We start from the raw sequence: 14,453 nt of genomic DNA on the forward strand, positions 1-14,453 counted from the left end.
ACAGTTGACAGGTGACAGGTGACAGTAGGGGTTTAGCATTGCTAAACACCTACCGATTCATAATATATTACAAAGCTACTAATTCAGATTCTATTTCTGATGATTGTAAATCACGACCGATAAAAACTAAACGGGTTTGTTTTGCTTCTTCTGGTTTCCAAGGACGATCATAAAATTTTTCAAATCTTGTCCCTACACCTTGCATCACTAACCGCATGGGTTTATTCGCAACTGCAACAAATCCTTTAATTCTGTAAATTTCTTGTTGTTCTGCCAGTTTCTTTAATGTTTCTTGCAGTTTTTCCGGGTCAAAGGTACGATTTAAAATGACGTGAGTTGAATTTATTTCATCATCGTGATCATGATCTTCTTCGGTGTCGTGATGACTAGGACGATCATCTAAATTATCTTCAACTGCGGATTCAAATCCTAACAATATAGATGGGTCAAGTTTACCATAATCACTAGAGACGATTTTCACTTCTCTAGGTAATTCATTTTTGACTAATTCTACTACTTGGGATTTTTGTTGATCATCAACTAAATCAGTTTTATTCAAAATCACTAAATCTGCACAAGCAAGCTGATCTTCAAACAATTCTTGTAACGGTGTTTCATGTTCTAGACTATCATCTTCTTGTCTTTGGGCAGCGATCGCTTCTAAATCACTAGCAAATGTTCCCGCAGCAACCGCAGCACAATCTACCACTGTAATTACTGCATCTACTGTAGCAGCATTGCGGATTTCTTGCCAACGAAAGGCTTTAACTAAGGGTTTTGGTAATGCTAAACCAGAGGTTTCAATTACAATACAATCAATACTATCACGGCGTTTAATTAACTCCTGCATTGTGGGGTAAAATTCCTCTTGCACAGTGCAGCATAAACAGCCGTTTGTGAGTTCAAATATATTGTTATTATTTTGGGTTTCTGGATTTTCTTGTATTTCATCTTCGGGGCAAATTTGGCAGGATTTTAATAATTCTCCATCTATTCCAAGTTCGCCAAATTCGTTAACTAATACTGCTATGCGTCGTCCTTCGTTGTTTTGGAGTAGGTGACGGATGAGGCTGGTTTTACCGCTTCCTAAAAAGCCGGTGATGACTGTAACGGGGATTTTTGTTGCCATGTTTGGTGTGTTGTTTTGTTATTTGATTTTACCACAATATCCAGATCCCTGAGTTTTTAGATTAATTTACAATTTATTGACAGGTTTAAAAAAGAAGTCGGGGATCTTGTTTTATTGAACCACGAAGACACGAAGGACACAAAGGAAGAAGAGAATAAGAAAGAAAAATTGATTTCAGAAGTGGGGGATTTTATCTCATTTCTGAGATAATATTAGTAATTGTATCTTGTAAAGATTGATTGTTAAGTCTTTGATTCAGTATTTCTCCTCTTTGAAGTATGCTTTTTTTGATAATATTCCAATCAGGTTTGATGTGTAATTCTGTTTCTAATAATTGTTTCTCTTCTGTGGATAAACAATGAATAATTTCAACTAATTTTTTGACTAATTCCCTGTTCATAGTTGTGATTATCGGTAAGGAATAATTATTGATATTTATTTGATTATAACGTAAGTTGCTTTATTTAACCTACGTTACCTATAAAAGTTAGGGATATTAATGTTACTTGATTTTAAGAATATCCAATTTCTATCATCTTGAAAAATTCCTGGACTACTTCATCAGGATTGTTATAACATCTTTCAGCATCAAATCTTTCTACAACTTTGATACCGTTTTTCTTGAAAATCCGTTCTCTTTCTTGTTCTTCTACTCTGCGTTCTGCGGTGTGATATGGTCCATCAACTTCTAAAACTCCCCATTTACCGTTATAACAAATGAGAAAATCAGCTTCTTTATTTTCTCTACCTTTGGGTGTGGTAAGTCGTGCTAAGGAGTTGGGTACAAATAAAACTCCAGTTCTGTCTAATGCTTCAGCAATTTTGATTTCTGTTTTTGAGCGAAAACGTAGGTTTTCCCAAGTGTGAATTGTTGAGTTTGAATAAAATTGAACGCCTTGGTTATTGATATTATTATCACTTTGTGTTCTTTGGGTCTTTTCTATTGTTGTTGTTTTGGTTGAAGAAAATTTCACTCCTTGGTTATTAACAGTATTCTCATTTTCGGGAGTTTTACGTAGAATTAAATCTGTATTTTCTATTATATTTTTATATAAACTGGCAAATTCTCCAGCGTCAAAATTACCATTTATGGGTCGTCTTTCTTTTTTCTCTTTTTTCTCCACATTATCAAAATCTAAATATTCACAATCAAGATATACATATTTACAAATTACTTCGTCTAGGTTTGTTTCACTATTAATATGCCAATCTTTTATATGAGAACCTGTTAAAGTTGCATTGTGAAAATTTGTATGAATTACTTGGGATCTTTCTAAATCAGCGCCACTCAGGTTAGCCCTACTCAGGTTAGCCCTACTCAGGTCAGTCCCACTCAGGTTAGCCCCTCTCAGGCAAGCCCCACTCAGGTTAGCCCCTCTCAGGCAAGCCCCACTCAGGTCAGCCCCACTCAGGTCAGCCCTACTCAGGTTAGCCCTACTCAGGTCAGCCCCTCTCAGGTCAGCCCATCTCAGGTTAGCTTCTGTCAGGTCAGCTTCTGTCAGGTCAGCTTCTGTCAGGTCAGGTGTTGGCCCCCACGAACGATTTTCATCTCTCCACTTATTCCAAACCTCCACCCCTTGATTCAGTATTGCTAAATGCTCTGGATTTGCCATAATCTAGTTTTTATACCTAAAATTCCCAATATTCAGATTTTAACCTAATTTCATTAAGTTTAATCAAAATAGCGATCGCATTTGGCGTTAACTAGGTTTTTTAGTGTTTTATATGACACAATAACTTATGTTGTGTTTTTCAGCTACTGATGTTGACTCAAGCAGAATTTGAGGAATTGATAAATGATAGTACAAAACAAATTGATGTTGATATTTTATGGATTGAAGATGAAGACCATTCTCCTACCGTAGAATTTCGTGTTGAGCTTACCTCAAATCCTGGTTATCCCATTTTTGTCAAAGGTAGTTATAACCCGCTAACAGAAAAACTGACCTACGCACTCATCCATCGGGCTGCTGGTAGAATATATGCTTTGGATTTAGGACAAGATCATAAAAATCCTGATGGAAACCTAGTAGGAGAAAAACACAAGCATCGCTGGAAAGAGTTGTATCGAGATAAAGAAGCTTATGTTCCACCGGATATAACTGCTCCTGTCACCGATCCAGTCAAAGTATGGCAACAATTTTGTCTAGAGTCAAAAATAAAGCATAATGGAATTATGCAAGATCCACCGCCATTACAGCTAGATTTATTCATCTAATGTTAAGCCCTTGTGAAGAAATTGCCAGAACGATTGGAGAGTTGTTTACCTGTTCAACGGTAAACGACTATATCCGTATACGTACCCCATTTCTTTATCCTGACGGTGACGTTATTGATATATATCTAAAGGAAAAAGAGGGTCAATATATCTTGACAGATTTAGGTGAAACTTTACGCTGGCTACGGATGCAAACTATATCTGAGAAAAGGTCAGAAAAGCAAGAAACGCTGATTCAAGATACACTATTAACTCATGGTGTCGAAAAATACAGAGGAATGTTAATAATTAGAATACAAGGAAATGAAAACTTAGCTTCTGCCGTCACAACTTTATCGCAAGCAGCATTTAGAGTTTCTGATATTTGGTTTACATTTAAGACTAGAGCTTTTGAGTCAATTATAGAAGAAGTAGCAGAATTTTTAACAGAGAAACAAATACCTTTTGAACAAAATAAGAAATTTGCAGGGCGTTCTGGGCGTTCTCGAAAAGTAGATTTTTTCACCGAATATCGCCAACAAGTATCATTAATTGATGTATTAAGTACAGCAAGCGTGGCAGTAGGTAATAGTAGGGCTGACAATGTTTTTACTGTTTGGTCAGACCTTAGCTACCTTCAAGAAAGAAATTACAAATTTATTTCATTATTTGACGATACTATAGACATTTGGAAACTTGAAAATATTACTCTTCTAGAACAAGTGTCTAATGTAGCATACTGGTCGCGCAAAGCTGAATTTCAAGAAATGCTCCTTATATAATATCATTTTTCATAAGTAAATTAATGAAATTTGTAAAACAATCTTTAGAATACTATTTAAACCTTAAATATTCTGTCACTCTTTACCCTGACGCAGAACAAGGTGGATATGTAGCAGAAATCAAAGACTTACCCGGATGTCTCACTCAAGGATAAACCCTAGAAGAGATAATAACAAATATCAATGAAGCGCGGGAATTATGGATTGAAACAGCTTATGAAGCGGGTGATAATATTCCTTTACCCAGTGAAAAAAATATCATAAATGATCCACTAGCTGAGTTTATTGGAGTAGTAGAAAATGGGAGTTTAGCGCAAAATATAGATCAAGAATTATATGAATGAATAGTCAATTATTTATGGATACAAAATTAAAACTTGTCTGATAGTAAGCTGTGATGCAGCTAAATTGTATAATCATAAATTTCTGAACTCTTGTGGCACAGGCATCTTGCCTGTATCATTTATACAAATTAAATGCACAACAGCTTATCTGTAACTGCATGGATGGGAATGGTAAATTCTACTTTAGTCATAAGATTGCGTAATTTATCTTAGTTTAATTGAATATTTCCCCTGCGAACTTCTCGCACAACTTCACAAATTTCTTCTGTTGTTAATGGGTTAGGATCATTTACTGCTTCTCTTCTCTTTCTTAATTCCTGCCAATCTATTTTAGGAGCTTTTTTAAACAAAATACCATCTTCTGTGAAGCTAACTGCATATTTTTCACCATTAACAAATTGTTCTCGAATTTCTGGAGGAAGTTCTAAATTTCCTTCTGGTGTGAAAGTAATAGTAATTGTTTTTTCCATAATTACCTCATTACAGCAGGAGTCAGGAGTCAGGAGTCAGAAGTAAAAGTGAGGTGAATTGAACTGACTTTATTTTACAGGACTGACGCACAATCTCTCTAGTGCGTAAGTCCTAATATAGATGATTTTAAAATTTAGGGGTAATCTCCCTCCGGTTGCTTTCATCCACAGAAAACAATCACAGGGAAATTACCCCTAATTCAATGCTTGTTAATTATAGACTAGACAATGAAAGGCTTTTAATACTGTCACCTGTCACCTGTCACCTAATTACTCAGCAGTCACCAATTCTGTACTACCTTTTGTCCGCTTACGAGTCAAGGTATTATAAACCATGATACCGATCGCTTTAATCAAATTACCTTCTAACTCTTGGAACATCTTCATGTTCACACCAAAAGCGTCGTTAGCTTCTTCGACAATGCGATCGCCTGTAGCATCATCAATGGGCATTTCATCCAAATTTTGCCGATATTTGGCTTTAAATCCCTTCTCATCGCTAATATCTGCAAATTCATAAAAAGCTGTACCTTCACCTTCACCCAGGTTCATTGCAGTTACAGCAATGTTTTTAAGAATTTGTCCACCAGACAAGTCACCCAAATAACGAGTATAGGAATGTGCAACCAACAATTCGGGTTCTGTAGCGGAAATTTCCCGAATGCGGTTTACATAAGTCTCACCAGCAGGGGATAATTTGATCTGCTCCCGCCAGTTATAACCATAGTAGTAAGCTAAATCCTGCTCTAAAGAATGCTTGCGGTTCAGTGCAGGAAAATAAATTTTACCCACAACAGGGTGATTTTTGTGCTTTTCCATCTCCTCTTCCATTGCTGAGTAGATGAAATAAAAGTTAGCAACCAGTTTCCGGTATGAATTTTTTTCTACCACTCCTTTTAAAAAGCACTTGACAAAACCAACGTTTTCTGCCATTGTATGCGCTTTTTTTGTACCTACTCGTAACTTGGAGGCTAAATTACTGCTCATGCTAAATTTCTCTACTTTAAAAAGTCAACTGTTGGGATTTTTCACAAATGGCGAAAAAATGCCACTAAAAGGTTACATTAGAACTATTTGATGAGAATTTATATTAAAATTCATTAAGTTACATTATTTTCGTATTTATTTATACCTTAACTCTGGCAATAGACATTTATTAGGTTATAAATACAAAGCTAATTGCTTGATTTAGCCAACAATGAGGATTTTTTATAGTAAACAATTAATAAGCACCTGTAATATTACTTAACATAAAATCGTTAAAGTTCATAGTCATTCAGAAAAAAATTACAGGTGTACTGTTTGTTAATAATTCCTCAGAATTGTTGAACAGGGGTTAAAGTGTTATTCTCCGAAATGTTTAATGGTGTGGAGTGTTGAAAAATATGGTTTCTTCTATAACTCGGACTCAAAGCAGTATATCTGATGGTTATGTGGCTAGTCTTGCAAGTAATTTTGTTCCTAGTTTGCTATCCTTGCCAAAAACACCGTTATTTGGTACAGACGGCATTCGGGGAAAAGTGGGAGAATTGTTAAATGCTCCTTTGGCTTTACAGGTTGGTTTTTGGGCGGGTATTGTTTTACGTGATCATGCTGCAAATAATGGTTTAGCAAAAAATGGACCGATAATTTTAGGTCAAGACTCCAGAAATTCTAGTGATATGCTGGCAATGGCGTTAAGTGCAGGTTTAACCGCCGCAGGGTTAGAAGTTTGGTATTTGGGTTTATGTCCCACTCCTTGCGTTGCTTATCTTACCAGCATCACAGAAGCTATCGGTGGTGTAATGATATCTGCCAGCCATAACCCACCAGAAGATAATGGTATTAAAATCTTTGGGGCAAATGGTACAAAGCTGTCAAAAGAATTACAAGGGCAAATAGAAGCGGGTTTGCGGGGTAAACTGGCAACTGTTAGCAGTGTAAGCAACTGTGGAAAGCATTATTCAAGAACAGAATTAATTGGAGATTACGGACAGGCATTGCAACAACCATTACAGCCACAAGTAAATCTGCAAGGAATGAAAATTGTCTTAGATGTGGCTTGGGGTGCGGCTGTGGGGTTAGCACCGACCGTATTTACCCAGATGGGTGCGGATGTAATTTGCTTACATAATCAGGCGGATGGCGATCGCATTAATGTCAATTGCGGTTCTACCCATTTAGATATTTTAGCTGACGCAGTGAAAGAGTATAAAGCCGATATGGGATTTGCCTTTGATGGCGATGCAGATCGAGTATTAGCTGTAGATAACACTGGTAGACAGGTAAACGGTGATTACATTCTTTACCTTTGGGGTTGTCATTTGCAAGAGCAACAAAAATTACCAGATAACTTGATTATTTCCACCGTCATGGCTAACCTGGGATTTGAGAAAGCTTGGGAAAAACAGGGTGGTAAATTAATTCGTACCGCCGTCGGGGATCAGTACGTACAAGCAGAAATGTTAAAAACTGGGGGAATGTTAGGGGGAGAACAATCAGGACATATCCTCTGTCGTCATTATGGCATGACTGGAGATGGTTTATTAACAGGATTACATTTAGCCGCAGTGGTGAAAGCAGGAGGAGTTTCCTTAGCAGAAATGGTAGATCAAAGTTTTCAAACCTATCCGCAACTATTACAAAACGTGAGAGTAGAAGACAGAGAAAAACGCTTAGTTTGGGAAAAATGCGAACCAGTACAAAAAGCGATCGCCAAAGCCGAAGCCGCAATGGGTGATAATGGACGGATATTAGTCCGTGCATCTGGCACAGAACCAGTAATTAGAGTTATGGTAGAAGCTGCGGATACGGAATTGGTAAACTATTGGACAAAGGAATTAGTTTCACAAGTTCAAGAACACATAGCGTAAATAGGTGACAGGTGACAGGTGACAGTATAGCTGATGCTCATAGCACACCAGATAGATGCTATCAGGAGAAAGAAGAATAAAGAACTAATTTTTCTTCCCCCATACCCTACACCCTGTTCCCTTTCAATTGTCACCTGTCAACTGTCACCTAAACAGTTATGTTCAAAACCAAGAAAAAAACCAAGTTAAATCAATTTTTGAGTTATTACAGCAGTTTTCATGTATTTAGACTACACCCTAAATTACTTTACTTCTTCCTTTGCGCCTTTGCTCCTTTGTGTCTTTGCGCGAAACCTAAATCACGATGTGGTTCATTTACCTGAAAGATCGCACAACAAGTAATTCAAGCATATCAAGAAATTATGCCAGGAGTCAGGAGTCAGGAGTGAGAATAAAGAGAGAATAAAGAATTAATGGAATTGATATCCTCAGAGTTAAGAAACTTAAAATTTTGTTGCAATCTGCAAAATGTCCATAGGATAATAGTTAATTTGTGTCATACTGTCACAGTAAAATAATTATCTTTTCTAATTACAGGGAATCTAGCATGGCTCTCCGTCTTGGTGATACAGTACCTAACTTTACACAAGCGTCTACACACGGCGACATCAATTTTTATGAATGGGCGGGTGATAGCTGGGTAGTATTATTTTCTCATCCTGCTGACTATACACCTGTTTGCACCACAGAATTAGGTACAGTTGCAAAGTTAAAACCCGAATTTGACAAACGCAACGTGAAAGCGATCGCTCTCAGTGTTGATGATGTAGAATCTCATAACGGTTGGGTAGGTGATATCGAAGAAACCCAAAACACCGCCCTCAACTACCCAATTTTGGCAGATGCAGACAAAAAGGTTTCTGACCTTTATGATATGATTCATCCTAACGCGGCTGCAAACATCACAGTGCGTTCTGTATTCATTATCGATCCCAACAAAAAATTACGTCTTTCTTTCACCTACCCTCCCAGCACTGGACGCAATTTTGATGAATTATTGCGGGTCATTGACTCTTTACAATTGACAGATAACTACAGTGTTGCTACACCAGCAGACTGGAAAGATGGTGATGATTGTGTAATTGTTCCATCCTTAAAAGATCCCGCAGTTCTCAAAGAGAAATTTCCCAAAGGTTATCAAGAAATTAAACCTTATTTGCGGATGACTCCCCAACCCAATAAATAATTTTTAGGTAGCTATCAGCAGTCAGCAGTCAGCTAATAACAGCAATAACAAAGATTGAGAAATATTAATTTCTGGCTGATTACTGAAATTTTAGTAACATTAATATTCATGATCATGGTGGGTTAAAGATTTTATAACCCACCATTTTTTATATAATAAAATAAGTTAGATCAGCAAAGTAGGATTAAAGATAATGCTGTCATCACCTATAGTTTTTCAATTACCATCATCAGTTAAAATGACAGATGAACAATTTTTTGATTTCTGTCAAATTAACCGTAACTTACGCATTGAGAGGAATAAATTTGGAGAAATATCAATTATGTCACTAGCAGGATCAGAAACCGGAAACAGAGAGATTAATATTCTAGGACAGTTGTGGGTATGGACAGAAAAAGATGGTACGGGTATTGCTTTTTCTTCCAGTACAGGTTTTAAACTTTCCACAAGTGCAGAACGTTCTCCCGATGCTTCCTGGATAAAATTAGAAAGATGGAATACTTTGACATCAGAACAACAGAAAAAGTTTGCTCCTATTTGTCCAGATTTTATCATTGAATTAAGGTCAGCTTCCGATAATTTGCAACCATTAAAAGAGAAAATGGTGGAATACATGGAAGAACCAGGAATACAATTAGGATTATTAATTGATCGTAAACATCGCCAAGTTTATATTTATCGTCCTGGACAACCAGAGGAATGTTTAGAAAATCCTGAAACCGTAAATTGTGATCCTATTTTACCAGGGTTTGTGTTGAATATGGCGAAAATTTGGTGATTGTGATTGTTGCTTTCATGGAAAATATTAATATTCATTAATATTCATTGAACAAATTTTATTTCATCTTTGGGAATTTTGATTCTAGAAATAGTTGATAAACAAAAAGTATTATAACCTACGCTTTTTGAGCTACTTTCAGGAAATGATGCACAAATTTTTCACCAGGGGAAGTGTAAAAGATTGTGAATAGATGCAAATAAAGGCAAAATTTGAAAGGGTAGAACTCAGATAGATTTGAATATGGATATAAAACAAGGATTTGTAGGTACTATTGGTAACACACCACTGATACGGTTAAACAGCTTTAGTGAAGAAACCGGTTGCGAAATTTTAGCCAAAGCAGAATTTCTCAATCCTGGTGGTTCTGTGAAAGATCGTGCTGCGCTTTATATTATCGAAGATGCAGAAAAAAAAGGTTTACTCAAACCCGGTGGTACAGTAGTAGAAGGAACTGCGGGTAATACAGGAATAGGATTAGCGCATATCTGTAATGCTAAAGGGTATAAATGCCTAATTATTATTCCCAATACCCAATCTCAAGAAAAAATAGATGCGCTGACAACATTGGGTGCGGAAGTTCGTCCTGTTCCGGCTGTACCCTACAAAGACCCTAATAATTACGTTAAATTATCTGGTAGAATTGCCACCGAGATGGAAAACGCCATTTGGGCAAATCAATTTGATAATTTAGCAAATCGTCAAGCCCATTACGAAACCACCGGTGAGGAAATTTGGCGACAAACAGAGGGTAAAATAGATGGTTGGGTAGCTGCAACCGGAACAGGTGGAACTTTCGCAGGTGTGGCAATGTGTTTGAAAGAAAAGAACCCCAATGTTAAATGTGTAGTTGCTGATCCGATGGGTAGCGGTTTATATAGCTATGTGAAAACCGGCGAAATCAAAATCGAAGGTAATTCTATTACTGAAGGTATTGGTAATAGTAGAATTACCGCTAATATGGAAGGCGTACCCATTGATGATGCCATTCAAATTGATGATCAAGAAGCTTTACGAGTGGTTTATCAACTATTAAGAAAAGATGGTTTATTAATGGGTGGTTCAACAGGAATTAATGTTGGTGCTGCGGTGGCTTTAGCGAAACAATTGGGACCCGGACATACTATTGTGACTATTCTTTGTGACAGCGGATCTCGCTATCAATCACGGATATTTAACAAAGAATGGTTAGCCAGTAAAGGGTTGTCTGTTAGTTAAAGGGTTGATAAGATCCCCGACTTCTTTGATGATCGTGTCAATAAATTGTGAATTTATCGCAGAAGTCGGGGATCTGGGGATGATGTTTTTGAAAGTTGATTTACTTAAAACTGATAAAATCTAAAATCCAAAATCTAAAATCTAAAATCTAAAATCCTATGAATCCCTACACTATTTTTTCTCAAATCAAACTTCAATGTGTGAGTGATGGCACTATAAAACCGTTGTTAGAAAATTGCGAAAGTGCTGCAAAAATCCTAGTTTTAGTATTGCCACAACTGGGAGATTTTGATAGTTTAGAATATGCCTGGTGGTTACAGCGAGAAGCGCAAAATTTAGCAAATCAAAAAATTGCTATTCGTGCAGTAGGTATTGGGAATCTCACTTCTGGAAGAAAATTCTGTGAATATACAGGATTTCCCCAAGAAAATTTATTTGTTGATGAAAATGCTGAATTACATCAAAAACTGAATCTTTATCCAGGTTTAAAAGTTTCTGTTCCTGGACTTTCTCAAAGTCAGAAATCTTGGTTAAATTTAATGTTAATGTGTGCAGGTATTGGTAGTCCTGGAACATTAAAAGAAGTTTTTCGGGGATACAAAGGAGATAAACAAGCACCCCAACTTATAGCAGATGATGAGATGATTCAAGGTACTCCTTTACCAGCTTTTAAAGGTTCGTTTTTTAAACTAGCTGGAGGTAGTGGTTTTCAACGTCCTTTTGAATTAGCTACTCTGCGACTAAAAAATATGGTAGAAGTATTAAAAAATTGGTCAACTTATGTGCCAAATTCTGCTTATTTAACTCAACGTGGTGGAACATTTTTATTTAATAATCAAGGTGAATTACTTTATGAACATCGAGATCCAGGAATTTTAGGTTTTGCTGCTAACATGAGTCAACCTCTATCATTTTTACCAATTGATAATTGAAAATTGACAATTGATAATTGTTTTATTCAAGATATCGCAGATTGCAGATTGATGAGGTACAGCATTTAAGTTTAAAGCCACTCACCAAGCCAGTTTTCCTCCTGCCTCCTGCCTCCTGCCTCCTGCTATAATTCAAAATTTAGGTTATTCGTAATGTTAAATCTACCAACAGAAGATCAAGTAAAATCTACTAAATGTGTGCAGGTGTGTCAACATCGTAGCTGTAGAAAACAAGGTGCAGCAGAAGTATTAGCAGCTTTTCAAGCTTTACCGATTCCCCATGTGACAGTTACAGCTAGTGGTTGCTTGGGTCAGTGTGGTAGTGGTCCAATGGTGTTAGTGTTACCTGAGATGGTGTGGTATTGTCGGGTTTTACCTCTGGAAGTACAAACACTGGTAGAAAAACATTTAATAGGTGGTCAAAGAGTCCACAGAATGCTATATCATCATTTTCATCCTCAGAGATAATGCTGATGAAAAAATATCCGAAAACAGCATCTTGTTCACGGAAGAGAGAAAACTGATGGACATTAAGCAGCTACGCCAAGTTTTAAAATTAAAGTGGTTAACTTACTATCAAGAAAATATTTCTTGGTTAACAAAAATGCAAATTTGGCGCACCTATGATGGTGTGAGACGACCTTCATCTGGTTATATTTTAGCCACTCTCTCGGTTTTAGAACCGCGTTTACAGCACATACTTCCTTTTATTCTGGAGTTAAATAATAATCCTGATCAAATAGTCGCTGCTTTAGGGTTGAATTTTAATCCTGATGAGGAGTTGCGTTTATTAGAATTAGAAAAATCTTTAGCTAAAAACCAAATTGTTCACAAAAATTCCGTGACTTGTTCTCATACAGATACACAGATAAAACAAGATTTTCAGTCTAGGGTTGAACCGAAAAAAAAACAGGTATTGTTAAGAATTGTTCCCAGTGTTGAACACAAACAGCAATCTGTTTCTGCGGTGACAATTAGCAAACCAGTAGATCATCATTTTACCGCAGCTAGGGAAGAAATATCTCAGAAAACCCATAGATTAGGAATTGGGCGATCGCCAAATATCACCGAACCAATTCCTATCAAATATCAATTTACAGGTCTTCCCGTCAAAGAAATTTCTTATATTTCTGCTACTACTAACGCCCGCAGTTTACCCGCTTGGATGGATGAATTTTGTCCAGGGGTAGGTAGGTGACTGGGGACTGGGGACTGGGAAGAAAGCAGGGGGCAGGGTGCAGGGTGCAGGGGGAAAGGGGAAGTTAATAACCCAATCACCAATCACCAATCACCTATAATGGATATTCATGAGAAACAAAGGGGATGGAAACAACTTCTCCTTCACTGTTTCCTACTTGCACTTTTAACCCTACACCACCAGCTTTAGAACGAATGTAACCTAGTCCAAAATGACCTTCAGGGGTTTCTGTGTAACTGGTAAGTTTACCGACTTTTTCATCTCCTATGGTAATCACGCTTCCTGGTGCTGCGGGAGCGTTAAGACTAATTCCCCATAAATATTGTTTTACACCTTTATAGGTGTTTAATCTAGCAATGGTTTCTTGACCGATGTAACAACCTTTATTAAAAGATACAGTTTGCCACAAACCGATCTCCAAGGGATTATACTCATCAGTAATTTCTGCATCGGGTACAGGACGACCTTGTAATATTCGCAAAGTTTCCCAATGGCGATCGCTCAATTCTACCGCATCATATTCTAATATTTTCTCCCACAGTTTTTGTTTTTCCGCTACAGGGAAAATGAGAGTATATCCAGGGATAGCTAACCCACTACCCACGGCAAAAATCATATTATCAACCACAATGTGACTATTATTGGGTTTACCAATCAGTGAACCAGCCCCCAATTTTTCTACAATAGCATCGCTTTGGGGTCCGATGAGGCTAAAAGTTGCAGTTTCATTAGTGATATCAGTTAACGTTACCTTGTCTGCAAAAAATATGTAACGATCTAACCATGACATCAAAAATTCTCGCCGATGGGGTGAAACTAAAAGTAACACTGCATCATCGAGAACATAACCAGTTACTAAATCTATAGTTCTGGCTGTGGATGTAACCATTACAGTATCACAACCTTCACCTGGTTTGAGGCGTTGAAAATCATTGGTGCTTTGGTTGTGTAAAAACCGCAGACTGTCATCACTAGAAACACGGATGCGTCCCCAATGGGAGCGATCGCACACAGCAACCCCTTCTTTAGCTGCATGAATAGCTGCTGCATTTTTATTATCAATTGCAGATGTTGGCATAGTAATCAAGACTTACCCTATTTTCAGGTTTTTTACATCACAAATATTAACAAATATAGATACCTGCTGACCAGTGACGTTGATAATAAAATAAGCTGTTGTGCATTTAATTTGTATAAGTGGAACAGGCATCTTGCCTGTTAAACAAGAGTTCAGAATATTAGGATTATACAATTTAGCTGTGTAACAGCTTACCTGAGATTTATAGAGTTAATCCAAAATCTAAAATTTCAAATTTCTTAATCTACGACTCTAATTAAGCCTTTAGGTTATTCATTTTTTCGGTAAA

At 37.0% G+C, this 14,453-nt stretch carries 16 protein-coding genes; 10 read left to right on the plus strand and 6 right to left on the minus strand.

Going from position 1 to position 14,453, the window contains the following annotated elements:
- Positions 1 to 67: 67 nt before the first annotated feature.
- The 3 genes from cobW to H5968_RS25485 all read right to left on the minus strand — a co-directional run bounded on the left by cobW (position 68) and on the right by H5968_RS25485 (position 2,742).
- Positions 68 to 1,129, minus strand: coding sequence for a cobalamin biosynthesis protein CobW (gene cobW, locus H5968_RS05140; RefSeq protein ID WP_187039055.1), 1,062 nt, complete (start codon positions 1,127 to 1,129; stop codon positions 68 to 70).
- Positions 1,130 to 1,319: 190 nt separating this feature from the next.
- Positions 1,320 to 1,529, minus strand: a complete 210-nt coding sequence (locus H5968_RS05145; protein ID WP_187039056.1) for a hypothetical protein — start codon at positions 1,527 to 1,529, stop codon at positions 1,320 to 1,322.
- A gap of 112 nt (positions 1,530 to 1,641) precedes the next feature.
- Positions 1,642 to 2,742 (minus strand): pentapeptide repeat-containing protein, encoded by a 1,101-nt coding sequence (locus H5968_RS25485; RefSeq protein ID WP_255427051.1) that lies wholly within the window; start codon positions 2,740 to 2,742, stop codon positions 1,642 to 1,644.
- A gap of 149 nt (positions 2,743 to 2,891) precedes the next feature.
- Here H5968_RS25485 and H5968_RS05160 point away from each other — a divergent pair, with 149 nt between their 5' ends.
- Genes H5968_RS05160 through H5968_RS25490 form a run of 3 tightly spaced genes read left to right on the plus strand, consistent with a single transcriptional unit; the run spans position 2,892 to position 4,263 of the window.
- Positions 2,892 to 3,347 (plus strand): hypothetical protein, encoded by a 456-nt coding sequence (locus H5968_RS05160; RefSeq protein WP_187039057.1) that lies wholly within the window; start codon positions 2,892 to 2,894, stop codon positions 3,345 to 3,347.
- Positions 3,347 to 4,108, plus strand: coding sequence for a DUF1828 domain-containing protein (locus tag H5968_RS05165; RefSeq protein ID WP_187039058.1), 762 nt, complete (start codon positions 3,347 to 3,349; stop codon positions 4,106 to 4,108). Before H5968_RS05160 ends, H5968_RS05165 begins: the two co-directional genes overlap by 1 nt.
- 23 nt (positions 4,109 to 4,131) lie before the next feature.
- The gene (locus tag H5968_RS25490; protein WP_187039059.1) at positions 4,132 to 4,263 is read left to right on the plus strand and encodes a type II toxin-antitoxin system HicB family antitoxin; all 132 of its coding nucleotides are present in this window, start codon (positions 4,132 to 4,134) and stop codon (positions 4,261 to 4,263) included.
- 398 nt (positions 4,264 to 4,661) lie between these two features.
- On the opposite strand, the gene H5968_RS05175 is transcribed toward H5968_RS25490, so the two are convergent.
- Both H5968_RS05175 and H5968_RS05180 read right to left on the minus strand, forming a co-directional pair.
- Positions 4,662 to 4,922: a hypothetical protein gene (locus H5968_RS05175; RefSeq protein WP_187039060.1), complete on the minus strand. Its 261-nt coding sequence runs from the start codon at positions 4,920 to 4,922 to the stop codon at positions 4,662 to 4,664.
- Between the two features lie 270 nt (positions 4,923 to 5,192).
- Positions 5,193 to 5,909: a heme oxygenase (biliverdin-producing) gene (locus tag H5968_RS05180; RefSeq protein ID WP_187039061.1), complete on the minus strand. Its 717-nt coding sequence runs from the start codon at positions 5,907 to 5,909 to the stop codon at positions 5,193 to 5,195.
- Between the two features lie 398 nt (positions 5,910 to 6,307).
- On the opposite strand from H5968_RS05180, the gene glmM reads away from it, so the two are divergent.
- From glmM to H5968_RS05215, 7 genes are all read left to right on the plus strand, one after another.
- The gene (glmM, locus tag H5968_RS05185; protein WP_187039062.1) at positions 6,308 to 7,774 is read left to right on the plus strand and encodes a phosphoglucosamine mutase; all 1,467 of its coding nucleotides are present in this window, start codon (positions 6,308 to 6,310) and stop codon (positions 7,772 to 7,774) included.
- A 547-nt stretch (positions 7,775 to 8,321) separates the two neighbouring features.
- The gene (locus tag H5968_RS05190; protein ID WP_187039063.1) at positions 8,322 to 8,960 is read left to right on the plus strand and encodes a peroxiredoxin; all 639 of its coding nucleotides are present in this window, start codon (positions 8,322 to 8,324) and stop codon (positions 8,958 to 8,960) included.
- Positions 8,961 to 9,153: 193 nt separating this feature from the next.
- Positions 9,154 to 9,738, plus strand: coding sequence for a Uma2 family endonuclease (locus H5968_RS05195; RefSeq protein ID WP_187039064.1), 585 nt, complete (start codon positions 9,154 to 9,156; stop codon positions 9,736 to 9,738).
- A gap of 243 nt (positions 9,739 to 9,981) precedes the next feature.
- A complete protein-coding gene (locus tag H5968_RS05200; protein WP_187039065.1) occupies positions 9,982 to 10,956 on the plus strand; it encodes a cysteine synthase A in 975 nt (324 codons plus the stop codon).
- A 158-nt stretch (positions 10,957 to 11,114) separates the two neighbouring features.
- Entirely contained in the window at positions 11,115 to 11,888 is a 774-nt protein-coding gene (locus H5968_RS05205) for a peroxiredoxin-like family protein (RefSeq protein ID WP_187039066.1), read from the plus strand.
- Between the two features lie 153 nt (positions 11,889 to 12,041).
- The gene (locus H5968_RS05210) at positions 12,042 to 12,356 is read left to right on the plus strand and encodes a ferredoxin (protein WP_187039067.1); all 315 of its coding nucleotides are present in this window, start codon (positions 12,042 to 12,044) and stop codon (positions 12,354 to 12,356) included.
- A gap of 55 nt (positions 12,357 to 12,411) precedes the next feature.
- Positions 12,412 to 13,086 carry a DUF5331 domain-containing protein gene (locus H5968_RS05215; protein WP_187039068.1) on the plus strand — a complete coding sequence of 225 codons (675 nt, stop codon included), beginning with the start codon at positions 12,412 to 12,414 and terminating at the stop codon, positions 13,084 to 13,086.
- 94 nt (positions 13,087 to 13,180) lie between these two features.
- Here H5968_RS05215 and H5968_RS05220 read toward each other — a convergent pair whose 3' ends face one another.
- A complete protein-coding gene (locus H5968_RS05220) occupies positions 13,181 to 14,164 on the minus strand; it encodes a folate-binding protein YgfZ (RefSeq protein WP_187039069.1) in 984 nt (327 codons plus the stop codon).
- Positions 14,165 to 14,453: the final 289 nt, after the last annotated feature.

The organism is Sphaerospermopsis sp. LEGE 00249, assembly GCF_014299995.1.
Taxonomy (GTDB): Bacteria; Cyanobacteriota; Cyanobacteriia; order Cyanobacteriales; family Nostocaceae; genus Sphaerospermopsis; species Sphaerospermopsis kisseleviana.